This is a genomic window from Agromyces aerolatus (genome assembly GCF_031432255.1).
Lineage (GTDB): Bacteria > Actinomycetota > Actinomycetes > Actinomycetales > Microbacteriaceae > Agromyces.
The window spans coordinates 182,541-209,192 of sequence record NZ_JAVKGQ010000005.1 but is presented as its reverse complement, the minus strand read 5'-3'; the positions used below and the strand labels follow the sequence as shown (position 1 = coordinate 209,192).

The following is a 26,652-nucleotide window of genomic DNA, read 5'->3' as shown; positions in this document are numbered from 1 at the left end:
CTGTCGACGGCTGACCACCCCCACAGAACCGAGGATGACATCGCATGAACGCCGCCACTGAGCCCGCTCGGACCGTGCCCACTCAGGCCGTACGCCCGCGCACGCTGGCCGAGAAGGTCTGGGACGCCCATCTCGTGAAGAAGGGCGAAGCGGGCAACCCCGACCTCATCTACATCGACCTGCACCTCGTGCACGAGGTGACGAGCCCGCAGGCGTTCGACGGCCTGCGCGTGGCCGGCCGGCCCGTGCGGCGACCCGATCTCACGATCGCGACCGAAGACCACAACACCCCGACGTGGGACATCGACAAGCCGATCGCCGACCTCACGAGCCGCACCCAGATCGAGACGCTGCGCCGCAACTGCGCCGAGTTCGGCATCCGGCTGCACTCGCTGGGCGACGCCGAGCAGGGCATCGTGCACGTCGTCGGGCCCCAGCTCGGCCTCACGATGCCGGGCATCACGGTCGTCTGCGGCGACTCCCACACCTCGACCCACGGCGCCTTCGGCGCGATGGCCTTCGGTATCGGCACGAGCGAGGTCGAGCACGTGATGGCGACTCAGACGCTCCCGCTCAAGCCGTTCAAGACCATGGCCATCAACGTCGAGGGCACACTGCGGCCGGGTGTCACCGCGAAAGACATCATCCTCGCCGTGATCGCCGAGATCGGCACCGGCGGCGGCCAGGGGTACGTGCTCGAGTACCGCGGGAGCGCCATCCGCGCGCTGTCGATGGAAGGCCGGATGACGATCTGCAACATGTCGATCGAGGCCGGAGCGCGTGCGGGCATGGTCGCGCCCGACCAGACGACGTACGACTATCTCGAGGGCCGCCCCCACGCGCCGCAGGGCGACGACTGGGACGCGGCGATCGCGTACTGGGAGACGCTCGCGACCGACGAGGGCGCGACGTTCGACGCCGAGGTGTTCATCGACGCCGACGCGCTCGAGCCGTTCGTCACGTGGGGCACGAACCCCGGCCAGGGCGTGTCGCTCAGCGAGCGGGTGCCCGACCCCGCGAGCTTCGACGACCAGCACGAGCGTGCGGCGGCCGAGCGTGCCCTCGAGTACATGGATCTCGAGGCGGGGACACCGCTGAAAGACGTCCGCGTCGACGCCGTGTTCATGGGCTCATGCACGAACAGCCGCATCGAAGACCTGCGCGCGTTCGCCTCGATCATCAAGGGCCGGAAGAAGGCCGACGGCGTGCGCGTCATGGTCGTCCCGGGCTCGGCCCGGGTCCGCCTCGAAGCCGAGGCCGAGGGCCTCGACAAGGTCTTCACCGACTTCGGCGCCGAATGGCGGTTCGCGGGCTGCTCGATGTGCCTCGGCATGAACCCCGACCAGCTCGCGCCCGGCGAACGGTGCGCCTCCACCTCGAACCGCAACTTCGAGGGCCGGCAGGGCAAGGGCGGGCGCACCCATCTGGTGTCGCCGCTGGTGGCTGCGGCGACCGCGGTCCGCGGCACGCTGTCGAGCCCGTGGGACTTGGAACAGGCGGCCGCACTCGAACCGGCCGGTGCGATCGGGGAGGGGAACTGACCATGGAGAAGATCACCACCGTCACCGGCGTCGCCGTGCCCCTCCGCCGCTCCAACGTCGACACCGACCAGATCATCCCGGCCGTGTTCCTGAAGCGCGTCACCAAGACGGGGTTCGACGACGCGCTCTTCCACGCGTGGCGCCAGGACCCCGAGTTCATCCTCAACCAGCCCGCCTACGAGGGCGCCCAGGTGCTCATCGCGGGCCCCGACTTCGGCACCGGATCGAGCCGTGAGCACGCCGTGTGGGCGCTGCGGGACTACGGGTTCAAGGTCGTCATCAGCTCGCGGTTCGGCGATATCTTCCGCGGCAACTCGGGCAAGCAGGGCCTGCTCGCGGCCCAGGTCGCGTACGAGGACGTCGAGCGGCTCTGGGAGGTCATCGAGGCCGAGCCGGGAATAGCCGTGACGGTCGACCTGGTTGAGCGTACGGTGAGCGCAGGCTCCCTTGAGGTTTCGTTCGACATCGACGATTACACTCGGTGGCGCCTGCTCGAAGGGCTCGACGACATCGCCTTGACCCTTCGGGATGAAGACGCCATCGCCGAGTTCGAAGCACATCGAGAGGCATGGCGGCCCAAGACCCTCCCCATACGGGAGCTTGCAGAAACCGGGAACTGAGTGAACACCCTCGTGAACGACGCGAAGCAGCACGGATCGGCGGTCGGCCTGCCGGTCGACCGCATCACCATCAACGGCGGCAAGCCGCTTCGCGGAAGGATCGAGCTGAAGGGCGCCAAGAACCTCGTCACGAAGGCGATGGTCGCGGCGATCCTCGGCGACACCCCCAGCGTCCTGAAGGATGTGCCCAACATCAGCGACGTGCGCATCGTCCGAGGCCTGCTCGAGGTGCACGGCGTGACCGTGACCGAGGGCGGCGAGGGTGAGCTCGTGCTCGACCCGTCGGGTGTGGCCACGGCGCACATGGCCGACATCGACGCGCACGCGGGCTCGAGCCGCATCCCGATCCTGTTCTGCGGGCCACTGCTGCACCGGCTCGGCGAGGCGTTCATCCCCGACCTCGGCGGCTGCCGCATCGGCGACCGGCCGATCGACTACCACCTCGAGGTGCTGCGCAACTTCGGTGCGATCGTCGAGAAGCTGCCGAGCGGCATCCGCATGTCGGCGCCGAGCGGCCTGCACGGCGCGAAGGTGTCGCTGCCGTACCCGAGCGTCGGCGCGACCGAGCAGGTGCTGCTGACCGCGGTGCTCGCCGACGGCATCACCGAGCTCTCGGGTGCCGCGATCGAGCCCGAGATCATGGATCTCATCAACATTTTGCAGAAGATGGGCGCGATCATCACGGTCGACACCGACCGGGTCATCCGCATCGAGGGCGTCGACCGACTCGACGGGTACACGCATCGCGCACTGTTCGACCGAAACGAGGCCGCCAGCTGGGCGGCCGCAGCGCTCGCGACCGAGGGCGACATCTTCGTCGGCGGGGCTCGCCAGGCCGAGATGCTCACCTTCCTGAACGTGTTCCGCAAGGTCGGCGGCGCCTTCGAGATCGAGGAAGACGGCATCCGCTTCTTCCACCCGGGCGGCGAGCTGAAGCCCGTCATCATCGAGACCGATGTGCACCCCGGCTTCATGACCGACTGGCAGCAGCCGCTGGTCATCGCGCTCACCAAGGCGAAGGGCGTGTCGATCGTCCACGAGACCGTCTACGAGCAGCGCTTCGGCTTCGTCGACGCGCTCGTCGAGATGGGCGCCTCGATCGACGTGCACAAGGAGTGCCTGGGCGGCCGGCCGTGCCGGTTCGGTCAGCGCAACTTCCAGCACTCGGCCGTGATCTCCGGACCCGCGAAGCTCACGGGCGCCGACATCGAGGTGCCCGACCTGCGCGGCGGCTTCAGCCACCTCATCGCGGCGCTGACCGCCGAGGGCCGGTCCACGGTGTCAAACGTCGGCATCATCGCGCGCGGCTACGAGAACTTCATCACGAAGCTCGAGCTGCTCGGCGCGGACTTCGAACTCGAAGGCCGGTGAGCTCACCGCATAATGGGGGAGTGTCACGCTTGCCCCAGCAGCCGCCCCAGCAGCCCGCGCTGCAGCACCCACGGCAGAAGACCAGCCCCGAGAAGCGACGCCCGTCGTTCTTCTGGGTGCTCGCGGCGCTCATCCTGCCGCTGTTCAACCTCGCGGTGAAGTTCCGCTTCCACGGCCCGCGGCTGCCGCAGACCGGGGCGTTCGTGCTCTCGCCGAACCACTTCAGCGAGATCGACCCCGTCGTGATGGGAGCCGCCGCGTGGAAGCTCGGTCGCGCGCCGCGCTTCCTCGCGAAGGAGTCGCTGTTCAAGGTCCCGGTCGTGGGGTGGTTCCTGCGCAGCTCCGGCCAGATCCCCGTCGCCCGGGCCGGGAGCCGCAGCCACGCCGCGCTCCGCGCGGCCGAGGAGCTCGTCGAGAAAGGGCGCATGGTCATCGTGTACCCCGAGGGCTCGCTCACGCGCGACCCCGACCTGTGGCCCATGCGCGGCAAGACGGGTGCCGTGCGCATCGCGCTCGAGCGTGACATCCCGATCATCCCGGCGGCGCACTGGGGCACGCAGGCGCTCATGCCGCGCTACGGCAAGAAGATCCACCCGTTCCCGCGCAAGACGATCGACGTGATCGTCGGCGAGCCCGTCGACCTGTCCGCGTATCGCGGCAAGCCGCTGGAGCCCGCCCTCCTCGCGGCGGCGACCAACGACCTCATGCAGGCCATCGCCGCGCTCGTCGGCGAGCTCCGCGACGAGACCCCGCCCGCCACCAGGTGGGACCCGGCCGCACACGGCCAGAAGGAGACGGGCCGCCTCGACGACACCGGCCGCGAAGACACGGACCGCCGTGAAGACTAAGGGCCAGTCGCGACGCGCGAGCGGCAAGCGCGTCGCCGTGCTCGGCGCGGGCAGCTGGGGCACCACGTTCGCCAAGATCCTCGCCGACGGGGGTGCCGACGTGGTCGTCTGGGCGAGGCGCCCCGAGCTCGCACGCGAGATCCAGGAGGCCAAGCGCAACAGCGACTACCTTCCCGGCGTGAACCTGCCGATCAGCCTGCGCGCGACCAGCCGGCTCGATCTCGCGCTCGCGGGCGCGCAGCAGGTGTTCGTGTCCGTGCCGAGCCAGTCGCTCCGCGAGAACCTCGCGGCGGTCGCGCCGCATCTGCCGGCCGAGGCATCCGTCGTCTCGCTCATGAAGGGCGTCGAGAAGGCGTCGGGGTTGCGCATGAGCGAGGTGATCGCCGACGTGCTGCCGATCGACCCGCAGCAGGTCGGGGTCATCTCGGGGCCGAACCTGGCACTCGAGATCGCGAAGGAGCAGCCGACCGCCGCGGTCGTCTCGTCGGCGAGTCTCGAGACCGCCCAGGCCGTGGCCTCGGTCGCCCGCAACCGGTACTTCCACTCGTTCGTGAACACCGACGTCATCGGGACCGAGTTCGGCGGCGTGCTGAAGAACCTGATCGCCGTCGCGATCGGCATCGTCGACGGCGCCGGCTACGGCGAGAACACCAAGGCGTCGATCATCACGCGCGGGCTGGTCGAGATGACCGACTTCGCGGTCGCCTACGGCGCGCACCCCGAGACGCTCTCGGGTCTCGCGGGACTCGGCGACCTGATCGCGACGAGTCAGTCGCCGCTCTCGCGCAACAACACCGCCGGGCGCCTGCTCGGCCAGGGCTATCGGCTGAACGACGTCGTCGACCAGATGCAGCAGACCACCGAAGGGCTCGCCTCGGTCGGCCCGGTGCTCGAGCTCGCGCGGGCCAAGGGCGTCTCGATGCCGATCGTCGAGCAGGTCCGTCAGGTGCTCGCCGGCACGCTCGCCCCTCGCGACATCGCGCCGCACCTCACGACCGACGACGAGCCCCAGGGCGAAAGGACTCGACATGGACAAGCTCAGGGTGGCTCTGCTCTTCGGCGGGCGTTCGAGCGAGCACGCGATCAGCTGCGCGACGGCCGGCGGGGTGCTGGGCGCGATCGACCGTGACCGGTTCGAGGTGATCCCGGTCGGGATCACCCGCGATGGGGCGTTCGTCCTCGAGAGCGACGATCCTGCCCGCTTCGCGCTCGACCCGGCCCGGCTGCCCGAGGTCGCCGACAACGGCACGCGCGTGCGCTGGCCCGAGTCGGCCACGTCGCGCGAGCTGACGGTGTCGGATGGCTCGGGTACCCGCTCGCTCGGCGAGATCGACGTGGTCTTCCCGATCCTGCACGGGCGGTTCGGTGAGGACGGCACCGTGCAGGGCCTCCTCGAGCTCGCGGGCCTGCCGTACGTCGGCAACGGCGTGCTGGCGTCGGCGACCGGCATGGACAAGCACTTCACGAAGACCGTGCTCGAGGCCGCGGGCATCGCCGTGGCGCCGTGGGTGACGCTCACGCGTGCGGCCTGGGGCCGGGATCGCGAGCTGTGGGAACGCCGCGTGCGCGCGCTCGGGCTGCCGGCGTTCGTGAAGCCCGCGCGAGCGGGCTCGTCGGTCGGGGTGAGCAAGGTGTCCGACTGGAGCGAGCTCGACGCGGCGCTCGACGTCGCGTTCGCCGAGGACCGCACGGTGCTCGTCGAGGCGGCCATGACGGGCCGTGAGATCGAGTGCGGCGTGCTCGAGGACCGCGCCGGCGGCGCGCCCCGCGTGAGCGTCGCGGGCGAGATCGTGGTGACCGGCCGAGAGTTCTACGACTTCGAGGCGAAGTACCTCGACGCGCCGGGCATCGACCTCGTGTGCCCGGCCGAGCTCGGCGACGGCGAGCGGTTCGAGCTCGAGCGCGTGGCGGCCCGCGCCTTCGAGGCGCTCGGCTGCGAGGGGCTCGCGCGTGTCGACGTGTTCCTCACAGACGAGGGGTTCGTCGTGAACGAGGTCAACACCATGCCCGGGTTCACACCGATCTCGATGTTCCCGACCTGCTGGCTGAACTCCGGCCTCAGCTATCCCGAGCTGATCGCGGAGCTCATCGAGACCGGCCACGCGCGCGGCGCGCGGTAGCATCCCGCTGCGCGAGCCGTCGTCCCCGGCGTCTCCTCGCTCAGGAAGCTCGGCCCGTCTGCCGGCGTGTCGCGGTGCGACACGCCGCGGAGCGCGCGCCGCTTCCTGAGCAAGGGATGGGGCGCGGTCGGGCGCGGGGCGCGGTCGGGCGCGGCGCGCGGTCGGGCGCGGATGGGTGGGCGGATGCTTCGGGGTGGGCGGATGCCTCGGGGTGGCGGATGCTTCGGGGTGGCGGATGCCTCGGGTCGGGCACAGGTCTGCAGGGCATCGCCCGCTTCCTTGCTCAGCAATCTTCCTTGTTCAGGAAGCTGGGCTCCTCTGCCGGCATGTCGCGGCCCGACACGCCGCGGCGTGCGCGCCGCTTCCTGAGCACGGGATGGCGTGGGCAGGCGGATGGCGCGGGCGGGCGGATCTGGCGGGGTGCGGCTGCGGGTCAGCCGGCCGGGGCGGCGTCCTCGACCGTGGTGCAGGCGCCGTCGGCCGGGATGGCGCTGACCGCGCGCGAGAGGTCGGTGATGGCCGTGGTCCCCGACACGACGTCGTTGTCGACGACGACCTCGACCGCCGGCGTGCGCCCGTACGTCGTGAACCGGTAGCGCGGCGGGTCCGACTCGTCGATCACCCAGTCGACGCCGTCGACCTCGACGCAGCGGTCCTCGGTCGGCCCGGGCGGCGTGACGCCGCAGCGCAGCAGCACGGCCGCGGGTGTGCCCCAGGCGCCGGTGCCCTGCGCGTTGGTCTCACGCTTCTGCTGTGCGGCGACCTCGTCGGGCAGGCGCACGACGACCTCGGCGCAGCCGACGTCGCTCGCGTCTTCGGCGGCGTCGAAGGGCACGGCCTGGGCGCAGCCGGCGAGGAGCAGCGCGGCGGCCACGAGCCCGCTGCCGAGCAGGCCGGCGCGTCCCGCGCGTGACCGCGAGCGGATGCGACGACCGCGCGGGCTCACGCGTGCGCGCTCGTCGGATCCACTCGCGGTGGGCGAGCTGAACGGGCGCGTGCGGGAACTGGGCCGCGGAACGGGCGGAAGACGGTCGGGCATCGTGTTCAGGCTACCGTGAAGGGCATGGAGCAGGCTGAGCGGGGCGAACGCACGACCGGGGACCGCGCGCAGCACGGCGCGCGCGCCGACGATGCGGGGGACGACTCGCTCGCCGCCCTCGGCGAGGTCGCCTCGCTCGGGCGGATCATCCCTCGGCTGACGGCCGCCGATGCCGCGCTCGTCGGCCCGGGCGACGACGCCGCTGTGCTCGCCGCCGCCGACGGCCGGTACGTCGTCACGACCGACCTCATGGTGCACGGCCCCGACTTCCGCATGTCGTGGTCGACGCCGTTCGAGCTCGGCTGGAAGGCCGCGGCCACGAACCTCACCGACGTGGCCGCCATGGGCGCCCGGCCGACCGCGCTCGTCGTCGCGATCGCGGCACCGCCCGACACACGCGTGCAGGTGCTCGAGGGCATCGCCGACGGGCTCCGCGATGCGCTCGCCGAGCTGGCCCCGGGCGCCGGCGTCGTGGGCGGCGACCTGTCGGTGTCGTCGGTGTTCACGATCGCGGTGACGGCGTTCGGCGACCTCGAGGGCCGGTCGCCGGTGCTCCGTTCGGGTGCCCGGCCGGGCGACGTCATCGCCCACGCGGGTGCGCGCGGCGACGCGGCGCGCGGCCTCGCGCTCCTGTTCGGCGAGGCGACGGATGCCTCGGGCGAGCCCGACCCGGAGGCGACCGCGCGGGTCCGGGCGGAGCATCCGGATCTCGTGCGTGCCCAGCTCGCGCCCGCACCGCCCGTGTCAGCCGGCGTGATCGCGGCGACCGCGGGCGCCACGGCGATGCTCGACGTGTCCGACGGGCTCGCGCGCGACGCGCTGCGCGTCGCGCGCGCGAGCGGCGTCGACCTCGATTTCGCGTCGGAGCGGCTCGGCCCGGACCCGCGGATCGCGCTCGCGGGCGCCGAGGATCACGGGCTGCTCGCGACGTTCCCGCCCGGGGTCGTGATCCCCGCGCCGTTCCAGGCGATCGGGCGTGTCGTGGCCGGCGACGGCGCGGTGCGCGTCGACGGTGAGGTCGCGGGCGCCGGCGGCTGGGACCCCTACGCGGGCTGGGACGGCCGCGCGGGGTGAACGTCGCCCGGCGCTGCCTCGTCGTCGAGGGCTGACGCCCACCAGAGCGTCGTCTCGCCGTAGTCGCGACGGCGGTCGAGCGCGAGCCCGGCCGGCCAGGCCGGCTCGGGCGAGCGGGCGCTGCGCTCGACGACCACGGTCGCGTCCGGGCCGAGCCGCGGCGCGACCAGCTCGAGCACGCGCGCGAGCTCGGGCTCGGCGAGCTCGTACGGCGGATCGACGAACACGAGATCGGCGGTGCCCGGCCACTGCTCGAGGAAGGTCGCGACCGCCTGCGCCACGACCCGGACGCGCGGCGCCGCGCCCTTCGCGGCGCGCGCGATCGCCTGCGCATTGCGCCGGCACACCTCGGCTGCGGGCTTGGCCCGCTCGACGAGGATCACCTCGGCGGCGCCCCGGCTCGCCGCTTCGAGCCCGAGCGCGCCCGATCCCGCGTACAGGTCGAGCACGCGCGACCCGGCGAGCCCGTCGCGGGCCTCGAGCGCCGAGAAGATCGCCTCGCGCACACGATCGCTCGTGGGCCGGGTCCCGCTGCGCGGCACATGCAGGGTGAGCGAGCCGGCGAAGCCGGCGATGATGCGGGTCATGTCGTCGGCAGCCTATCGCGTGGCGTGCAGCTGTCATGATGGGAGGGTGGATGACTCGACCGAGCACGAGCCTGCGCACGGGGCGACCGAACCGTCCCGTCACCAGGTCCGTGAGGAGCAGTACGCGATCGACCGGCTCTGGGACTTCTCGGATCCGGCGCTGAGCGAGGCGCGGTTCCGCGAGGCCGCAGAAGACGAGGCGAACACCCCGCATGTGCGCGCGGCGATGGCGACGCAGCTCGCGCGCGCCGTCGGCATCCAGGGCCGGGCCGACGACGCGATGTCGGTGCTCGACGCCGTGGAGGACGGCGCTCAGCGGGTCGCCACGGGTGAGGCCGGCGATACGACGCTCGCCGACGCCGAGTTCGCCGAGGTGCGGGCGCGTGTCGCGCTGGAACGCGGGCGCATCCTGGTCGCCGCCGATCGCGGCTCCGAGGCGATCGCGAACCTCACGCGCGCGGTCCGCGAGGCGGCGCACGCCGGGAACGCGTTCCTCGCGCTCGACGCGCTGCACATGCTCGCCCTCACCGACACCGGTCACGAACGCGAGTGGGCCGAGCAGGGATTCGAGCTGCTTGCGGCCGGTCGCGACCCGCGCGAGCTGCGCTGGGGCGTCGCCCTGCACAACAATCTCGGCTGGACGCTGCTCGACGCCGGCGACGCGCACGCCGCGCTCGCGCAGTTCGAGCTCGCCGTCGACGCCGCCGACCGGTACGGCACCGCCGAGCAGCAGCACGTGACGCGCTGGTCGGTCGGCCGCGCGCTGCGCGCGGTCGGGCGCGCCGACGAAGCGCTCACGCTCCAGCGGGAGCTCGCCCGAGCGCGGCCCGAAGACCCCTACGTCGCCGCCGAGATCGAGGCGCTGACGGAGGGCGAGCCTACGATCGAGGCATGACGAGCGAGGCGACCGACCCGGGCACGTTCACGCTCGACACCAAGCTGTCGGGCGCGCTCGGCGGGCGCACCGCGCAGGCGTTCCAGCGTGCGTTCGGCTACACGACCGTCGGCGACCTGCTCGCGCACTACCCGCGCAGGTACGCGCAGCGCGGCGAGCTCACGGTGCTCGAGACGCTGCCGCTCGGCGAGAACGTCACGATCGTCGCCGACGTGCTCGAGGCGCGCACACGCGAGATGCGGCAGCGTCGCGGCTCCATCTTCGAAGCGGTCATCTCCGACGGCACCGGCAAGCTGACGCTCACGTTCTTCAATCAGCCCTGGCGCGAGGGCGACCTCAGGCCGGGGCGTCGCGGGGTGTTCGCCGGCAAGGTCAGCGACTATCGCGGCGGCCGGCAGCTCGCCCATCCGGCGTACGAGCTCTTCGACGACGCCGGTCCTGAGATCGACGCCGCGACGAGGCGCTGGATCGAGGCACCGCTGCCGATCTACCCGGCCACCTCGACGCTGACCAGCTGGCAGATCGCGAAGTCGATCGTGCTGCTGCTCGACGGGCTCGGCGCCGTCGACGAGCCGGTCCCGGCCGAGCTGCGGCGGGAACGCGGGCTGCTCTCGTACCGCGAGGCGCTGCAGCGCGTGCACCGGCCCGAGCGCGATGGCGACTGGCGCGCGGCCGAGCGCACGCTCCGGTTCATGGAGGCCTTCGTGCTGCAGGCCGCGCTGCTCTCTCGCCGGGCGGCGCTGCTCACGCATCGCGCCACGCCCCGGCGACCCGCCGCCGACGGCCTGCTGTCGCGGTTCGACGCGGGCCTGCCGTTCTCGCTCACGGGCGACCAGAGTCTGGTCGGCGAGGAGATCGCCACCGATCTCGCGAAACCGTGGCCCATGCACCGGCTCGTGCAGGGCGAGGTCGGTTCGGGCAAGACGCTGGTGGCGTTGCGGGCGATGCTCGCCGTGGCCGACTCCGGCGGCCAGGCGGCGTTGCTCGCGCCGACCGAGGTGCTCGCGGCGCAGCATCTGCGTTCGATCTCGAAGATGCTCGGGCCCGACCTCTCGGCGCAGGTCATGCCGACGCTCGTGACCGGGCAGCTGCCGGCGGCCGAGCGGCGCAAGGCCCTGCTGCGCGCCGCGGCCGGGCAGGCACGAATCGTCGTCGGCACGCACGCGCTGCTCGGCGAGAAGGTGTCCTTCGCCGACCTCGGCCTCGTCGTGGTCGACGAACAGCATCGCTTCGGCGTGGAACAGCGCGAGGCACTGCGGCTGAAGGGCGAGCAGCCGCACGTGCTCGTGCTCACGGCGACACCGATCCCGCGCACCGTGGCCATGACCGTGTTCGGCGACCTCGACGTCTCGACCATCCACGAGCTCCCGGCCGGCCGCGCCGGCATCGAGAGCCACGTGGTCCCGCTCGCGGTCCGGCCCGGCTGGCGGCCGCGGATCTGGAGCCGCCTGGTCGAAGAGCTCGCGCTCGGGCGCCAGGGGTTCGTGGTGTGCCCGGCGATCGACGCGAAGGTCGTCGAGGACGACGGCGATCAGTCCGACGTCGACCGCGACGAAGACGGGGGCGCGGCGCCCGCTCGTCCCGGCGCCTCGGTGGTCGAGGTGCTCGCCGAGCTGCGCGCCCACCCGGGTCTCGCCGACCGGCGCGTCGAACCCCTCCACGGCCGCATGTCGGCCGACGAGAAAGACGCGGTCATGCGCGCGTTCGCCGCGGGCGAGATCGACGTGCTCGTGGCCACGACGGTCATCGAGGTCGGCGTCGACGTGCCGAACGCCAGCGCTATGGTCGTCATCGACGCCGATCGCTTCGGCGTCTCCCAGCTGCACCAGCTGCGGGGCCGGGTCGGCCGGGGGAGCGTACCGGGCCTGTGCCTGCTGGTCACGCACGCCGAGCCGGGATCGGTCGCCCTCCAGCGCGTCGAGGCCGTGGCCGCGACGCTCGACGGGTTCGAGCTCGCGCAGGTCGACCTCGAGCTGCGGCGCGAGGGCGACGTGCTCGGGGCCACGCAGTCCGGGGGGCGTTCGTCGCTCAAGTTCCTGCGCGTCGCGCGCGACGGCGACCTCATCGCCGAGGCGCGCGCGTCGGCGTCGGCCATCATCGACGACGGGGCCGGTCTCGCCGGGCATCCCGAGCTCGCGGCCGCGGTGCGCCGACTCGACGACGACGCGAGCACGTTCCTGAGCAAGGGCTGAGACTTGACGGCGCCCGTTCGACGGCGAGGCGCGGGCACTACGCTGGGATCCATGCAGCGGATCGCCGTCGTTCCTGGCTCTTTCGACCCCGTCACGCGTGGGCATCTCGATGTCATCGAGCGAGCCGCCGCGTTGTACGACGAGCTGCACGTCGTGGTCGTGCACAACCCCGGCAAGCAGGCGCTGTTGCCCATCGCCCAGCGTGTCTCGCTCATCGAGCAGGCGATCGCCGACGCGGGGATCCAGGGGCACATCGTCGTCGCGTCGTGGAGCATGGGCCTGCTCGTCGACTACTGCACCGATGTCGGGGCTTCGGTCTTGATCAAGGGCATCCGTTCGCAGGTCGACGTCGCGTACGAGACGCCGATGGCGATCGTGAACCGTCACCTCGCCGGGGTCGAGACCGTCTTCCTCCTGCCCGACCCGGCGAACGCGCACGTGTCGAGCTCGCTCGTCCGCCAGGTCGCCGCGCTCGGCGGCGACGTCGCACCGTACGTCCCGCGCGCCGTGGCCGAGTTCCTCGCGGGGGCGATGACGCCGTGAGCGAGGTCGCCGCAGCCGTCTCCACAGACGCCGACGCCCCGGTTCTGGGCATCGACGACGTGGGAGCCGGTGCGGCGCGCATCGTGCAGAACGTCGAGACCGTGATCAGCGGCAAGCGCGAGGCGATCACGGCGGCGCTCACAGTGATGCTCGCGGAAGGGCATCTGCTGATCGAGGATGTGCCCGGGGTCGGCAAGACCATGCTCGCGAAGGCGCTCGCCAGGTCGGTCGACTGCTCGGTGAGCCGCGTGCAGTTCACGCCCGACCTGCTGCCGAGCGACGTGACCGGCGTGTCCGTCTTCGATCAGGCCTCGCGGCAGTTCGAGTTCAAGCCGGGCCCGGTGTTCGCGAACGTCGTCATCGGCGACGAGATCAACCGCGCGAGCCCGAAGACGCAGTCGGCGCTGCTCGAATGCATGGAGGAGCGCCAGGTCACCGCCGACGGGCAGACGTATGCGCTGGAGCATCCGTTCACCGTGGTCGCGACGCAGAACCCGATCGAGATGGAGGGCACCTATCCGCTGCCCGAGGCGCAGCGCGACCGCTTCATGGCGCGCATCTCGATGGGCTACCCGGCCGCCGCCGACGAGCTGTCGATGCTCTCCATGCGCGAGACGTCCAGCCCGCTCGAGCGCGTGGAGGCCGTCGTGTCGCTCGTGGAGTTCCGCGAGATGATCCGCGCGGTGCATCACGTCTACACGTCACCGGCGGTCAAGGAGTATGCGGTCGACCTGGCACGGGCGTCGCGCGCCGACCGGCAGCTCAGGCTGGGGGCGAGCCCCCGCGCGACGCTGCAGCTGGTTCGGGCCGCGAAGGCGCACGCCGCCATGCACGGCCGGGACTTCGTGCTGCCCGACGACGTCGATGCGCTTGCGGCGCCCGTGCTCGGCCACCGGCTGGTGCCGACCAGTCGTGCGCTCGGCGCGCACGACCGCGACAGCGGCCCCCTCGTCGACGCGATCGTGCGTCGCATCGTCGCCGACACCCCGGTGCCGGTCGGCTCCACCAGGAGGGAGTGAGCGGATGCCTCGGGCCCGCGCGTCGCGAGCTGCGGCACTGCCGCGGCTCACGCGGCGCGGCGGAACCCTCCTGATCGGCGGGCTCGTGCTGTTCGGGGTGACGCTCTGGTTCGACTCCCGCGATGTGATGCTGCTCGCCTTCGTGGGCATCGTGCTGCCGCTCGTCGCGCTCGTCTACGTCGCGTTCAGCGTCCCGCGGCTCGCGGTGCGTCGGAGCTTCGTGCCCGCCGTCGTCGAGGCAGGCAGTGTCGCGCGCGTGTCGCTCGTGGTGCAGAACCGGGCGCGCCGGGCCTTCGACGGCGCCCGCTGGTCCGAAACCGTGCCGCCTGGCGTGGCCGGCCCGCCCGAGTCCGTGCTCCCGGCGCTCGGCGCCTGGGAACAGACCCTGCCGAGCGGGGACGACACCGCTCGGCTCGAGTACCGGATCCGCCCGGGGCAGCGTGGCGTGTACGAGGTCGGCCCGCTGCGGGTGACGACCACCGATCCGTTCGGGCTCGCGCGCGTGAGCCGCGACGCCGGCACCCCGCAGGAGCTCGTGGTCACCCCGCAGGTGATCCCGCTCGATCCGGCGGTGGGCACCGCGGCCGCCGTCGACGGCGTTCTGCACGGTCTGCAGCGTCGAACGCACCCGAACGCCGACGAGTTCATCGCTCGCGAGTACCGGCACGGCGATCCGCTGAGGCGCGTCCACTGGCCAGCGACCGCGCGTCGCGGCGAGCTGATGGTGCGCGACGAGGAGCAGCGCGGGGACCCGGAGGCGAGGCTCGTCCTCGACACCACGCTCGCCGGCCGAGCCGACCACGGTTCAGTCCGCACCGACGAGGACCGGCGTCATTTCGGGTTCGAGCTCGCGGTCGAGATCGTCGCGTCCGTCGGTGTGCACCTGATCGAGCGCGGATTCCGGCTCCGGGCCGACCGGCTCGACGACCCCGTGCACGGCGCGCTCTCCGAGGCCTCGGTCGATGGGTACCGGCTGCCGGGCGGCGACCGGCAGCTGCTCGAGGATCTGGCCCGGCTCGCCAACCCGTGCGTCGCGCGCCGCCGCCGGCACGCCGACGGTGCGCCCCTGACGGTCGTCGCCACCGAGGCGCGCATGCCCGGGTACGCGGTGCTCGTCGACCCAGATGCGACCGATGCGCAGCACCTCGTCGCGCTCCGGCCCGCATTGTCGCCGGCGATCGCGTTCGCGGTGCCCGGCGTCGACGCCAGAGTCGTCGAGGCGCTCGAGGAGGCGGACTGGCAGGTCGTCGTCGTGCGGCGCATCGCCGACCTGGCAGGTGTGTGGGAAGAGCTCGGGCACGCGCGTGGGTCCGCGGCGCACCGCTCGGGGCAGCGGGGTGCCGATGCATCCTGAGGCTGCGCCGCTCACCCGACCCCAGCGCACCGTGCTGGCCGGAGCGACCGCCCTGCTCATGGTCGCGGCCGTCGCCGCGCTCGGTCCGCTGATCGACGGCTCCGGATGGTGGTGGCTGTGCGCGTTCGTGATCGTCGGGGTGATCGGGGCCAGTCTCGGGCTCCGGGTGCTGCGGGTTCCCGGGGTGCTCGTGCCGATCCTGGCCGTGGCCGTGCTGCTCGGTCTGCTCACGCTGCTGTTCGGCGGAGCGACGAGCTTCGCCCTGGTCGTGCCGACCGGGGCGACGTTCGAGCGCCTCGCGGCGCTCGCGACCGGCGCCGAGCAGACCATCCAGCAGCAGTCGGTCCCGGCGATCCCGGTGCCCGCGCTGCAGTTCGCGCTCGCGGTCGGTGCGGGCGCGCTCGCCATAGTCGCCGACTTCTCGGTGCAGGCAGCGCGATTGCCCGCGCTCGCCGCGGTGCCCGCGTTCGTGCCCGTCCTCATCCCAGGGTTCATCATCGAGGACGGCGCTCCGCCGTTCGTCCTCGTCTGCACGGCCGCGGCGTTCCTGCTGCTGCTGCGCCTCGACGTCCGCGTGCGCCGCCGCGGGGAGCTCGCGCGGCTCGATGCCGTCGGCGAGGACGCGGTCGTGACCGACGGGCCGCGACGCGTGCCGCTCGCGTCGACGATCGGCGCGACGGTCGGCGTCGGCACGGTCGGACTACTCGTGGCGGGCGTGCTCACGGCCGCGACGCCGAGCGTGTCGTCGAGCCTGCTCGTCGGGGCCGACACCACCGGGGCCCTGTTCTCGCGCGGCGTGAGCCCGTTCATCGACCTGGGGCGCGACCTCCGCCGGCCGGGTGCGGTGCCGGCGTTCTCGTATGTCGCTCGCGACGGCGACCGCCCGTACTTCACGTTGCTGACACTCGACCTCTTCGAGGGCGAGGTCTGGGGCGTCACCGACCGCAGTCTCGACGCCGACAACACCGTCGACCGGATGCCGCGGCCCGTCGGGCTCGATCCCGCGGTGGCGGCCACGGAGCATCCGATCGACGTGACGATCGACGAGCTGCGCACCACCTGGCTCCCCGTCCCGTACCCGGCCTCGTCGGTCGAGCGCCTCAGCGGGTCGTGGTTCTGGGATCGCGAGTCGCTCACGGTGCGCAGCGCCGATACGACCACGGCGGGGCAGCGCTATCGCGTGAACCGGCTCGTGGCCACGCCGACCGCGACCCAGTTGCGCGACGCCGCACGGCCGGACCGTGAGGCGTTCGCGCCCTACCTCGACCTGCCGGACGAACGCCCGCAGCTCATCGCCGAGACCGCAGCAGCGGTCACGGGCGGCGCGTCGACGCCGTACGATGCCGCGGTCGCGATCCAGGACTACCTGCGTGGTCCGTCGTTCGAGTATTCGGTGGATGCGCCGGTCGAGGAGGGGTACGACGGCGGGGGCTACGACGTGATCGCGAGCTTCCTCGAGCTGCGCGAGGGCTACTGCGTGCACTTCGCCTCGACGATGGCGGTGCTCGCCCGCGAGGTCGGCATCCCGTCGCGGATCTCGATCGGCTACATCGCCGGATCGGCGACCGAGCGCCGGGTCGACAACGTCGCGGTGGTCGAGGTCGACAGCCACGATCTGCACGCGTGGCCCGAACTGTACTTCGAGGGCGTCGGCTGGGTGCCGTTCGAGCCGACGCCCGGGCGCGGAGTCGTGCCCGGCTACACGCGCCCCCAGGCCGGACCGGTGCAAAGCTCGCCGCTGCCCTCGGGGCGTCTGCCCGTCGAGAGCGCGCGGCCCGATGTCGACCCCGATCGCGGGGCCGCCGCGCCCGGCGGGCGTACCCTCGAGCCCGCGGGTCAGGTGTGGCTGCGGTTCGGCGGCCTCGCGCTCGCCGTGATCGCGCTCATGCTCATCCCGGCCGGGCTGCGCGTCGGCCAGCGTCTCACCCGGCACCGGCGCGTGCTCAGAGGCCCCGGCCCGGCTCAGGCCGCGTGGGACGAGGTGCGCGCGAGCGCGCGCGATCTCGGCGCCGGCGGTGCGGAGGCCGAGACGGCCCGCGCGTTCACGGCGCGGATCGCGAACCGTCCCGCCTTCGACGGCGACGCGGGTGCGGCGCTCGCCGAGCTGAGGAACGCGGTCGAGCGCGAACGGTACGGTCCGCCGGGCGAGCCGCCGCCGGGGGCCGTGCGGCTGCCGCCCGACGAGCTGCTCGCGGCGGTCGGCACGGTGCGCTCCGCGCTGCGGGCCGACGCCAACGCGGCGAGCCGCGTGCGCGCGGTGCTTGTCCCAGCGTCGCTGCTCTCCGCGATCCGGCTCGCGGGCCGCGGCACGCCCGCCGGCGCGTAGAATCGACGATCGTGGCTATTCAGGATCAACCGTTCCGGCTGTCGGTGCGCGACCTCGTCAACCGCCCAGGCGAGATGCGCGAGGAGCACGTGACCGTCGCCGCGACCGAGGCGATGGGTGAAGGTCTCGTCGCCGCCCGAGCGGGCCGAGAGCTCGACCTCGACGTGCGTCTCGAGTCCGTGCACGAGGGCGTTCTCGTGACCGCCGAGGTCGATGCGACCGCCGAAGGGGAGTGCGGTCGGTGCCTCATCGACATCGCCCTGCCGGTCCAAGTCGAGTTCCAGGAGCTTTTCGCGTATCATTCTGGGGAAGCTTTCGAGTATGAGGTTCAAGACGACCACGTGGATCTTGAATCGCTCATCCGAGATGCGGTGGTGCTGGCACTGCCCTTCCAGCCGGTGTGCCGGCCTGATTGCCCCGGTCTCGACCCTGTGACCGGTCAACGTCTGGCCGATCATCCGGAACTCGTCACCCATGAAGAGCACGACCCGCGATGGGCCGCGCTCGCCGGGTTCCAGGCTTCCGAAGACGAGGGCTCGGGTGCGACATCCGACGCCGACTTGAACAGAGATTGAGAGAGCATCATGGCGGTTCCCAAGCGGAAGAAGTCCCGGGCCAACACCCACGCGCGTCGTTCGCAGTGGAAGGCCGAGGTCCCCACGCTGGTCAAGACCGTGGAGAACGGCAAGATCACCTACAGCCTCCCGCACCGCGCGAAGGTCGTCGAGGACTCGGCTGGCACGCCGCTGTTCCTCGAGTACAAGGGCCGCAAGGTCGCCGACGTCTAGTCGGCCAGAGCCTGCCGAGCGACCGGTGGTGACGCGAGCGGAGCGCACTGGAGCCGGGCGTCGTAGCCTCGACGAACTGCAGCAGACGTTGCAGGTCGAGCTCGATCCCGACCTCCTGCTCCTCGCGCTGACCCACCGGTCGTTCGCGTACGAGAACGGCGGCATCCCGACCAACGAGCGACTCGAGTTCCTCGGGGACTCGATCCTCGGGCAGGCGGTCACGGTGCGGCTGTACCGCGATCACCCCGACCTCGATGAGGGCGAGCTCGCCAAGCGGCGCGCGAGCCTCGTGTCGAGCGTCGCGCTCGCCGAGGTCGGGCGCACCATCGGGCTCGGGCCGTTCATCAGGCTGGGCCGCGGCGAGACGCTCACGGGCGGCGCCGACAAACCGTCGATCCTCGCCGACACGGTCGAGGCGATCATCGGTGCCGTGTACCTCGATCAGGGCGGTGACGCCGCGACCGCGCTCGTCATGCGGCTGGTCGGGCCGCTGATGCGCGACCCGGGCCGGTTCGGTGCCGCGATGGACCCGAAGACCAGCCTGCAAGAGGTCGCCGCGCGCATCGGCGCGCCGGCACCCGTGTACACGGTCACCGAGAGCGGGCCCGACCACAACAAGCATTTCATCGCCACGGTCTCGGTCGGCGACCTCGTCGTCGCCAGCGGCGACGGCACGAGCAAGAAGCAGGCCGAGATGTCGGCTGCGCTCGAGGCCTGGACCGAGCTGAGCGCGGCCGGCTGACGTGCCGGAGCTTCCCGAGGTCGAGGTCGTCCGCGCGGGCCTCGCGCCCGCGGTCACGGGCGCCCGGGTCGCGGGCGTCGAGGTGCTCGACGCCCGGTCGTTGAAGCGCCACGATGCCGCGTCGGGAGCGTTCGAGACGCTCGTCACCGGTGCGCGCATCGAGGCCGCGGTGCGGCGCGGCAAGTTCCTGTGGCTCCCGTTCCAGCCAGCCGCGGTACGAGCACCGGATGCCGCGGACGGCGGCGCGTTCGCGGGCACCGTCCGCCCGGGGCATCCGCTCGCGCTCGTCGGCCATCTGGGCATGAGCGGCCAGATGCTGCTGCGCACGCCCGACCACCCGGGCGACGACCGGCACGCCCGGATCCGCCTGCACCTCGAGCACCCCGGCCACGGGGAGCTCCGCGTCGACTTCGTCGACCAGCGCATCTTCGGCTCGCTCGCGGTCGACCGTCTCGTGCCGACACCGGACGGTGCGATCGCGGGGTTCTCCGCCGGGGTCACGGGGGCGTGGGCGAGGTCGATCCCGACGCAGGTCGCGCACATCGCACGCGACCCGCTCGATCCGGCGGTCGACGAGGCGGCATTCGTCGCGGCGCTGGCACGCCGGGCGACCGGCATCAAGCGCGTGCTGCTCGATCAGGGCGTCGTCAGCGGCATCGGCAACATCTACGCCGACGAGGCGCTGTGGGCCGCGAGGCTGCACCCCGAGCAGCCGGCCGCGTCGCTCTCGCGGCGGAAGACCGGCGAGCTGCTCGCGGCCGTCCGCGACGTGCTGCTCAAGGCCCTCGCTGAGGGCGGCACGAGCTTCGACGCCCAGTACGTGAACGTCAACGGCGCCTCGGGCTACTTCGCCCATTCCCTGAACGCCTACGGCCGGACCGGCCGACCCTGCCCACGCTGCGGCACCCCGATCGTGCGCGAACCCTTCATGAACCGCTCCTCGCACCGCTGCCCCCGCTGCCAGCGCCTCCGCATCCCGCGCTGAGTCGGACCATCCGGGCGACTCCCGCCGGAGCTTTCGCGGCGCGAGAGGTCGTAGGGCCGGTGGGGCATTCGTGTATGTATACTAGACGACTGATACAGCGAGTCAGTCTCATGCTCTGCACCTGGACGCGCCCGGCTGCCCGATAGCCCGACAACGAGGAGCCGCATGCTCACCACGCTTTCTGCGGTCGCACTTCTCGCGCTCAGCGCGACCGCGCCGCCCGAGGCCGGAGACCCGCCGACCACGCTCGTGACGATCCCCATCACCGTGCCAGCCTGGCAGGACGGCGGCTACGTGTACCTTCCCGACACAACGTGTCCGGCCGACGTCGCCCCCTACCTGGTGAACACCTCCTTCAAGGACCCGGAATATCTGGAGTCCGGACTGGCCAATGGGGTGTCGTTCAGTTCCGACACCGCGTCCGGTGGCGTGTACCTGGAGGTGACCTCCAGCGATGACGAGGGCTACGCCACAGGGCTCGCTCAGGGCGAGGGAATGTATAAGAACTACCTCACCAACTACTCGGACGCCCCGTGGACGCTCGAGGCCACGCTCCACTGCACGCCCTCGGCCGCTGACGGCTACCAGCCCGCGTTCTCCGTAGGCTCCCAGAGCCCCGAAGACGCGGTCGAGGTCGCGCGATCGATGCTCGGCACGCCGTACGTATACGGCGGCAGCACGCCCGCCGGGTTCGACGGGCCGGGGCTGGTCAAATTCTCGTTCGCGCACGCCGGCGTGCTCCTCCCGCACTCGATCGCCGGGCAGGACCGGGAGGGACACCGGGTGTCTGCTGAGGAGGCGCGGCCGGGTGACCTCGTCGTCGCCGACACGCTGCGCGAGATCGGCATCTTCATCGGCGACGGGCAGATGATCGCGGTGTTCGACGAGCCTGGCGCTTCGGTCTCGATCGTCCCGGTTTTCTCCGGCGCGCACCACTTCACGCGACTCATCGACGCCCCAGCGGCCGGTTAGCCCAGCGAGAGCGGCGCCGGCTCTGACCGCGATCTTCCTCAGCGGTCAGAGTGCGTCGATGAGTTCACGCATGAGCTGAGAAGGCGTGGTGTGTCGTTCCTGCGCTGCCTCATCCAGCTTCGCTCGGCGCGCGGCGTCGAGCCGCAGCGTGAACGGGCGCGCCTCCGCGCCCACGCTGACGGGCCGTCCCGGCTGCGAGGGGCCGCGGTGCTTGCCCGTGTAACCCTGCTCGGATTCGGCCTCGGCGGCCCACTGCTCGATGTCTTCGTCGGTGAACGGCGTGCCGTTCACATCGCTGTACTTCTTCATCTGCCTACCTCCTCAGTCCAACCTCGGTGAGTACCTTCTTCGTCGCCGGCATCGCGTGAAACACCAGCCAACCAGTGGGCTCCTCTTCCACCGCGATGTACTCCAACAGCCGACCGCTCGCATCCGTTCCCACGCCGACCCAAAGCACCGGATGGGTATCGCGGGCTCGAGATCGCAGAGTGCCCTCGAACGCTTCGACCACATCCTCCTCGGTGACCTCGGGGTGTCGAGCCATGACTCGCGGATGCACTCGTACTCGCACCGGCACCCCCTCGCCCTATTTCGTACTACGTCGAGTGTAGTACGAAAACTGGTGCCACGCCTGGCGGCGCTCCGCGCCGCCCTCGTGCCGGAGAAACGAGTGGCGAGCGCGAGCCCTTCGACTTCGACGCCTTCGTCGCTACGAAGAAGTCGTGACGCGCTGCCGCTTCCCTCGGGCTACGACGCGGGGCGCTGCCAGGCGGACTCGATGGCGACGGGCGTGAAGCCGAGGGCGAGGTTGATGGCGAGCATGTGGGCGTTCTCGTCGGCGTTCCAGGTGTAGACGCGTTCGCGCTCGGGCGCGGTGTCGGCGAGCGCGACGAGGTTGGCGAGCTTCAGCCGGAGGCCGAGGCCGTGGCCGCGGTGCGGGCCGAGCACGAGCGTGTCGTCCTGGTAGACGGCGGTCTTCCCGGGCGGCAGGGTGAGCTGCGTGTAGCCCGCGACCTCGCCCGCCGCCGACACCGCGGCCGCGGTGAGCGTGAGGCGCCCGGCCTCGAGCGACTGCGCCTCGTCGGCGCGGACGCGCGCCGCGTCCCAGAGCTCCTCCTCGTACGAGATCGCGCCCGCGGGTGCGTCGACCGACATGCGCTGGTGCGCCCGCGCGAGCGAGTCGACGAGCTCGTCGGGCGCGTGATCCCGCCAGACGACGATGCGATAGCCGTCGTCGGCCGCCGCGGCGTCAAGCCGACCGCGGAACTCGTCGTCCCGGCCGGTCACCTCGAGCACGCTCATGCGATCGAGCTGGCCAAGCTCGTAGCCGTGGGCGCGGGCGAACCGTACCGCCGGCAGCGAGGCGGGCAGGCTCGCGTCGCCCTGCGGTGGCCGGACCCGATCGCCCGACCCGTCGTCGAACGCGTGCGCGGCCATCAGCACGAGGCCCGGGCGGCCGACCTCCCGCGCGCGTGCCTCGAGGGCCTCGAGCAGTCCGACTCCGATGCCCTCGCGCCGGCGTTCGGGCACGACACCGAACGCCACGCTGTACGCCGTGGTCGCGTCGGCGTCCTGCTCCCACTGCAGGTCGGCGACGCCCACGAGCCGAGCGCCGTCCCAGGCGCCGATCGCCTCACGCGCGCTGTAGCGGCGATCGCGCGCGAACACGAGCAGCTCTTGAGCGGTGTAGCTCACGTCGGCCGTGCCGAGCAGCTCGACCTCGAGCTGCTCCGCGAGCTCGGCGTACGCCTCGAACGCCCGGGCCTCGGGCGTGCCGAGCTGCTCGGGCAGGGGGATCGGTGCGATCTCGATCGCCACGAGCGGATGCTCCTTCCGCAGCCCGGCGCTCGGGCAGCCGACGAGTCTATCCGGCAGGTCCGGGCGGCGGCAACGCGTCGCTACTCGATCAACAAGGGCTTCACCGGCGCGCGCGACCGGGCACGTGGCATCCGCTCGGGTACGCTTTGCCGAGGCATCCGCAGCATTCCGACCGGGGGAGCATGTACCTCAAGAGCCTGACGCTCAAGGGCTTCAAGTCCTTCGCACAGCCGACCACGTTCGCGTTCGAGCCCGGTGTGACGTGCATCGTCGGCCCGAACGGCTCGGGCAAGTCGAACGTGGTCGACGGGCTGGCCTGGGTCATGGGCGAGCAGGGGGCGAAGTCGCTCCGCGGCGGCAAGATGGAGGACGTCATCTTCGCGGGCACGTCGACGCGTGGCCCGCTCGGCCGCGCCGAGGTGAGCCTCACGATCGACAACTCCGACGGTGCGCTGCCGATCGAGTACAGCGAGGTCACCATCTCGCGCACGCTGTTCCGCAACGGGTCGAGCGAGTACGCCATCAACGGCGAGGGCTGCCGGCTGCTCGACGTGCAGGAGCTGCTGAGCGACTCCGGGCTCGGCCGGGAGATGCACGTGATCGTCGGCCAGGGTCAGCTCGACACCGTGCTGCACGCGACCCCCGTCGACCGCCGCGGCTTCATCGAGGAGGCCGCGGGCATCCTCAAGCATCGCCGTCGCAAAGAGAAGACGCTGCGCAAGCTCGACGCGATGCAGGCCAATCTCACGCGCCTGTCCGATCTCGCGGGCGAGCTGCGCCGTCAGCTCAAGCCGCTCGGGCGGCAGGCCGAGGTCGCGCGCGAGGCCGCGACGATCCAGGCCGAGGTGCGCGATGCGCGCGCGCGCCTGCTCGCGGACGAGGTCGTGACGCTCCGCCGCGCGCTCGACGAGCACGGCAAGAGCGAGCACGAACGGCACGCCGAACGACTCGTGCTCCAGCAGGAGCTCGAGCAGCACCAGGCGAAGGTCGAGCGGCTCGAGCAGGCGCACCTCGGCGATGGTGTCGACGAGGCGCGCGGCACGGCGTTCGCCCTCGAGGCCGCACAGGAGAAGCTGCGCGCGCTCGATGCGCTCGCGCGGCAGCGACTCGCGCTGCTCGGCGCCGACTCCGGCGAGTCCGAGGTGCAGCCGACCGTCACCCGACAGGCGATCGAGCAGGCGACCGACGAGCTCGACACGCTGCGCGAGGGCATCGGCGACGCGCAGGACGCGCTCGAGTCGGCCATCACCGCGACGGCCGCGGCGCGAGCCGAGCTCGACCGCGTCGACCAGGTCATCCAGTCGCAGGCGGCGCAGGTCTCCGAGTACGACCTGCGCGTGTCCAAGCTCACGGGCCAGGCGGATGCCGCGGCGAGCCGCCTCGCGGCCGTACGCGGCGAGGTGCTGCGGCACCGCAACGCCCTCGAGGGCTCGGCCGAGCGCCGCGCCACGGCGGCCGCCGAGCTCGCGCGGCTCGAGGCCGAGGCCGAGCAGGCCGAGCACGTCGACACCGACCTCGACGAGGCGTACGAGCTGGCCCAGACGCGCGTCGTCGAGGCCGAGGGCGAGATCGAGCGCATCCGTGAGGGCCTGCACGAGCGCGAGCGCGAGCGGGACGCGCTCGCGGCGCGCATCGGCGCGCTGTCGCTCGCGCTCGATCAGCGCGACGGCTCGGCCGCCGTCGCCGCATCGGAGGTGCCGGGCGTGCTCGGGCTCCTCGCCGAGCAGCTGCTCGTCGAGCCGGGCTACGAGGCGGCGATCGCCGCGGCGCTCGGCTCGCTCACCGACGCCGTGCTCGTCGCGAACCCCGACGCCGCATTCCGGGCGCTCGAGCACGCCGAGCGCGACGACCTCGGCCGGGTGGCCCTCGCGATCGCGACGCCGTCGGCACGGGTCCCCGATCCGCTCACGGTCGATGGCCTCGTGCCGGCCGCGAGCATCGTGCGCGCACCGCAGGGCGTGCTCGCGCTGCTCGCCGAGGTGCTCGTCGCCGAGGATCTCGACGCGGCCCGCACCGCGGCGCCGGCGGTCGCGGCGCTCGAGCGGCCCGCGACCGTCATCACGCGCGACGGCACAGTGGTCGGCCGGTTCGTGCTCCGCGGTGGCAGCGGGCGGACCCAGAGCCGCATCGAGCTGATCGCCGAGCGCGACCGCGCCTCGGCCCGCGCCGAAGAGGTGCAGCAGCAGCTCGACCGGGACCGGTTCGAGCTGGGCGAACAGCGCGAGGCGCACGCGCACGCGAAAGCGCAGGCCAAGCTCGCGCTCACCGCACTGCGCGAGTACGACGCGCAGCTCGCGCAGCGCACCGAACAGCTGAACCGGGCCCGGGTGCGGGCCGAGTCCGCCGAGTCCGAGGCCGATCGCCTCGGTCAAGCGCTCGCGAACGCCGAGGAACGCGTCGGCGAGATCGAGCAGGCCGCGGAGACGGCCAAGCACGAGCTCGAGGCCGCGCGCGAGGCACCTCGCCCGGTGCTCGACGCCTCGATCCGCGACGACGCGCTGGGTGCCCTCGAGCGTGCGCGTGAGGCCGAGGTCGAGCACCGGCTCCGGGTCGAGACGGCGCGTGAGCGCGTGCGCTCGGAGCAGCAGCGGATCGCGGGCCTCGAGCGCACGTTCGAGGCCGAGCAGCAGGCGGCGGTCGACGCGGCTCGCAGGGCCGTGGTGCGCCGGGCGCAGCTCGAGGCGGCGTCCGGGGTCGCCGAGGCGCTGCCCGAGGTGCTCGCCTCCGTCGACCGCTCGGTGGCCGAGGCCCGCGTGGCGCTCGGCCGGGCCGAGGGGGAGCGGGCGAGCCGCAACGAGGAGCTCATGCGTCATCGCCGCGACGAGGCGGCCGTGCGCGAACGACTGCACGCGGTCACCGAAGACGTCCACGGGCTCGAGCTGCGGATCTACGAGAAGAAGCTCCACCTGTCGGGGCTCGTCGAGCGAGCCGAGTCCGAGCTGGGGCTGAGCGAGGACGTGCTCGTGACCGAGTACGGGCCCGAGCAGCCCGTGCCGGGAGCGTCCGCGGCGATCGAGGCGGACGACGGCCCCGAGGCGTACGACGGTCCCGAGACGGACGACGGCCCCGAGACGGACGACGGCCCCGAGACGGACGACGCCGCGCCCGAGGCATCCGCCCGACCCTTCGACCGTGACGAGCAACGGCGTCGCCTTGCCGCAGCCGAGCGCAAGCTCGCGCAGCTCGGCCGGGTCAACCCGCTCGCGCTCGAGGAGTTCGCGGCGCTCGAGCAGCGTCACGCCTTCCTCACCGAGCAGCTCACCGACCTCGCGAACACGCGCAAAGACCTGCTCACGATCATCGAGGAGATCGACGGCAAGATGGAGAACATCTTCCGCTCGGCGTTCGAGGACACGCGCGAGGCGTTCGCCGAGGTGTTCCCCGTGCTGTTCCCCGGCGGCACCGGCAGCATCTCGCTCACGGACCCCGACGACCTGCTCACCACGGGCATCGAGGTCAGCGTCCGCCCGGCGGGCAAGAAGATCGAACGGCTCTCGCTGCTGTCGGGCGGTGAGCGCTCGCTCGCCGCGGTCGCGCTCCTGATGGCGATCTTCAAGGCGCGCCCCAGCCCGTTCTACATCATGGACGAGGTCGAGGCCGCGCTCGACGACGCCAACCTCGGGCGCCTGCTCACGACGTTCGAGGGGCTCCGCGAGTCGAGCCAGCTCATCGTCATCACGCACCAGAAGCGCACCATGGAGATCGCCGACGCGCTCTACGGCGTCTCCATGCGCCAGGACGGCGTCTCGGCGGTCGTCGGGCAGCGCGTCCGTGAGGAACGCGCCAGCTGAACCGGGCTCGCCGGATCGCGTCGGGTG

24 protein-coding genes are annotated in these 26,652 nt (G+C 72.2%); 19 read left to right on the top strand and 5 right to left on the bottom strand.

Annotated elements, in window-relative coordinates; genetic code table 11:
• Nucleotides 1-44 precede the first annotated feature (44 nt).
• The 6 genes from leuC to RH864_RS09125 are packed head-to-tail and all read left to right on the top strand — an operon-like array spanning nt 45 to nt 6,500.
• A complete protein-coding gene (leuC, locus tag RH864_RS09150; protein ID WP_310517230.1) occupies nt 45-1,541 on the top strand; it encodes a 3-isopropylmalate dehydratase large subunit in 1,497 nt (498 codons plus the stop codon).
• A gap of 2 nt (nt 1,542-1,543) precedes the next feature.
• Entirely contained in the window at nt 1,544-2,161 is a 618-nt protein-coding gene (leuD, locus tag RH864_RS09145; RefSeq protein ID WP_310517229.1) for a 3-isopropylmalate dehydratase small subunit, read from the top strand.
• Nucleotides 2,162-3,532: a UDP-N-acetylglucosamine 1-carboxyvinyltransferase gene (gene murA / locus RH864_RS09140; RefSeq protein ID WP_310517228.1), complete on the top strand. Its 1,371-nt coding sequence runs from the start codon at nt 2,162-2,164 to the stop codon at nt 3,530-3,532. It abuts the gene before it with no gap.
• A 29-nt stretch (nt 3,533-3,561) separates the two neighbouring features.
• A complete protein-coding gene (locus RH864_RS09135; protein WP_310517266.1) occupies nt 3,562-4,380 on the top strand; it encodes a lysophospholipid acyltransferase family protein in 819 nt (272 codons plus the stop codon).
• A complete protein-coding gene (locus RH864_RS09130; RefSeq protein ID WP_310517227.1) occupies nt 4,370-5,509 on the top strand; it encodes an NAD(P)H-dependent glycerol-3-phosphate dehydrogenase in 1,140 nt (379 codons plus the stop codon). Before RH864_RS09135 ends, RH864_RS09130 begins: the two co-directional genes overlap by 11 nt.
• On the top strand, nt 5,409-6,500 hold the full coding sequence (locus RH864_RS09125; protein WP_310517226.1) for a D-alanine--D-alanine ligase family protein: 1,092 nt from the start codon (nt 5,409-5,411) through the stop codon (nt 6,498-6,500). Before RH864_RS09130 ends, RH864_RS09125 begins: the two co-directional genes overlap by 101 nt.
• Nucleotides 6,501-6,933: 433 nt before the next feature.
• On the opposite strand, the gene RH864_RS09120 is transcribed toward RH864_RS09125, so the two are convergent.
• Nucleotides 6,934-7,539: a DUF3515 family protein gene (locus tag RH864_RS09120; protein ID WP_310517225.1), complete on the bottom strand. Its 606-nt coding sequence runs from the start codon at nt 7,537-7,539 to the stop codon at nt 6,934-6,936.
• 24 nt (nt 7,540-7,563) lie between these two features.
• On the opposite strand from RH864_RS09120, the gene thiL reads away from it, so the two are divergent.
• Nucleotides 7,564-8,613: a thiamine-phosphate kinase gene (thiL, locus tag RH864_RS09115; RefSeq protein ID WP_310517224.1), complete on the top strand. Its 1,050-nt coding sequence runs from the start codon at nt 7,564-7,566 to the stop codon at nt 8,611-8,613.
• Here thiL and rsmD read toward each other — a convergent pair.
• A complete protein-coding gene (gene rsmD / locus RH864_RS09110; protein WP_310517223.1) occupies nt 8,583-9,200 on the bottom strand; it encodes a 16S rRNA (guanine(966)-N(2))-methyltransferase RsmD in 618 nt (205 codons plus the stop codon). The genes thiL and rsmD overlap by 31 nt on opposite strands.
• Nucleotides 9,201-9,246: 46 nt before the next feature.
• Between rsmD and RH864_RS09105 the strand changes: the two genes are divergently transcribed.
• The 11 genes from RH864_RS09105 to RH864_RS09055 all read left to right on the top strand — a co-directional run bounded on the left by RH864_RS09105 (nt 9,247) and on the right by RH864_RS09055 (nt 21,016).
• The gene (locus RH864_RS09105; RefSeq protein WP_310517222.1) at nt 9,247-10,095 is read left to right on the top strand and encodes a tetratricopeptide repeat protein; all 849 of its coding nucleotides are present in this window, start codon (nt 9,247-9,249) and stop codon (nt 10,093-10,095) included.
• A complete protein-coding gene (locus RH864_RS09100; RefSeq protein WP_310517221.1) occupies nt 10,092-12,287 on the top strand; it encodes an ATP-dependent DNA helicase RecG in 2,196 nt (731 codons plus the stop codon). The genes RH864_RS09105 and RH864_RS09100 overlap by 4 nt, the downstream gene beginning before the upstream one ends.
• Nucleotides 12,288-12,338: 51 nt before the next feature.
• Nucleotides 12,339-12,830: a pantetheine-phosphate adenylyltransferase gene (coaD, locus tag RH864_RS09095; RefSeq protein WP_310517220.1), complete on the top strand. Its 492-nt coding sequence runs from the start codon at nt 12,339-12,341 to the stop codon at nt 12,828-12,830.
• 44 nt (nt 12,831-12,874) lie between these two features.
• Nucleotides 12,875-13,849, top strand: coding sequence for an AAA family ATPase (locus RH864_RS09090; RefSeq protein WP_310517265.1), 975 nt, complete (start codon nt 12,875-12,877; stop codon nt 13,847-13,849).
• Between the two features lie 4 nt (nt 13,850-13,853).
• On the top strand, nt 13,854-15,203 hold the full coding sequence (locus tag RH864_RS09085; protein ID WP_310517219.1) for a DUF58 domain-containing protein: 1,350 nt from the start codon (nt 13,854-13,856) through the stop codon (nt 15,201-15,203).
• The gene (locus RH864_RS09080) at nt 15,193-17,529 is read left to right on the top strand and encodes a transglutaminase family protein (protein ID WP_310517264.1); all 2,337 of its coding nucleotides are present in this window, start codon (nt 15,193-15,195) and stop codon (nt 17,527-17,529) included. Before RH864_RS09085 ends, RH864_RS09080 begins: the two co-directional genes overlap by 11 nt.
• Nucleotides 17,530-17,540: 11 nt before the next feature.
• Nucleotides 17,541-18,104, top strand: a complete 564-nt coding sequence (locus tag RH864_RS09075) for a YceD family protein (protein WP_310517218.1) — start codon at nt 17,541-17,543, stop codon at nt 18,102-18,104.
• Nucleotides 18,105-18,113: 9 nt separating this feature from the next.
• Nucleotides 18,114-18,317, top strand: coding sequence for a 50S ribosomal protein L32 (rpmF, locus tag RH864_RS09070; RefSeq protein ID WP_310517217.1), 204 nt, complete (start codon nt 18,114-18,116; stop codon nt 18,315-18,317).
• A 76-nt stretch (nt 18,318-18,393) separates the two neighbouring features.
• Nucleotides 18,394-19,059 carry a ribonuclease III gene (gene rnc / locus RH864_RS09065; RefSeq protein WP_310517263.1) on the top strand — a complete coding sequence of 222 codons (666 nt, stop codon included), beginning with the start codon at nt 18,394-18,396 and terminating at the stop codon, nt 19,057-19,059.
• A gap of 1 nt (nt 19,060) precedes the next feature.
• Nucleotides 19,061-20,044: a bifunctional DNA-formamidopyrimidine glycosylase/DNA-(apurinic or apyrimidinic site) lyase gene (mutM, locus tag RH864_RS09060; RefSeq protein ID WP_310517216.1), complete on the top strand. Its 984-nt coding sequence runs from the start codon at nt 19,061-19,063 to the stop codon at nt 20,042-20,044.
• A 165-nt stretch (nt 20,045-20,209) separates the two neighbouring features.
• Nucleotides 20,210-21,016: a C40 family peptidase gene (locus RH864_RS09055; RefSeq protein WP_310517215.1), complete on the top strand. Its 807-nt coding sequence runs from the start codon at nt 20,210-20,212 to the stop codon at nt 21,014-21,016.
• Nucleotides 21,017-21,061: 45 nt separating this feature from the next.
• On the opposite strand, the gene RH864_RS09050 is transcribed toward RH864_RS09055, so the two are convergent.
• The 3 genes from RH864_RS09050 to RH864_RS09040 all read right to left on the bottom strand — a co-directional run bounded on the left by RH864_RS09050 (nt 21,062) and on the right by RH864_RS09040 (nt 22,834).
• Nucleotides 21,062-21,325, bottom strand: a complete 264-nt coding sequence (locus RH864_RS09050; protein ID WP_310517214.1) for a CopG family transcriptional regulator — start codon at nt 21,323-21,325, stop codon at nt 21,062-21,064.
• Between the two features lie 4 nt (nt 21,326-21,329).
• Nucleotides 21,330-21,560 (bottom strand): hypothetical protein, encoded by a 231-nt coding sequence (locus RH864_RS09045; RefSeq protein WP_310517213.1) that lies wholly within the window; start codon nt 21,558-21,560, stop codon nt 21,330-21,332.
• Between the two features lie 203 nt (nt 21,561-21,763).
• Complete coding sequence (locus RH864_RS09040) at nt 21,764-22,834, bottom strand: GNAT family N-acetyltransferase (protein WP_310517212.1); 1,071 nt, start codon at nt 22,832-22,834, stop codon at nt 21,764-21,766.
• 182 nt (nt 22,835-23,016) lie between these two features.
• Here RH864_RS09040 and smc point away from each other — a divergent pair, with 182 nt between their 5' ends.
• On the top strand, nt 23,017-26,625 hold the full coding sequence (smc, locus tag RH864_RS09035) for a chromosome segregation protein SMC (RefSeq protein WP_310517211.1): 3,609 nt from the start codon (nt 23,017-23,019) through the stop codon (nt 26,623-26,625).
• Nucleotides 26,626-26,652: the final 27 nt, after the last annotated feature.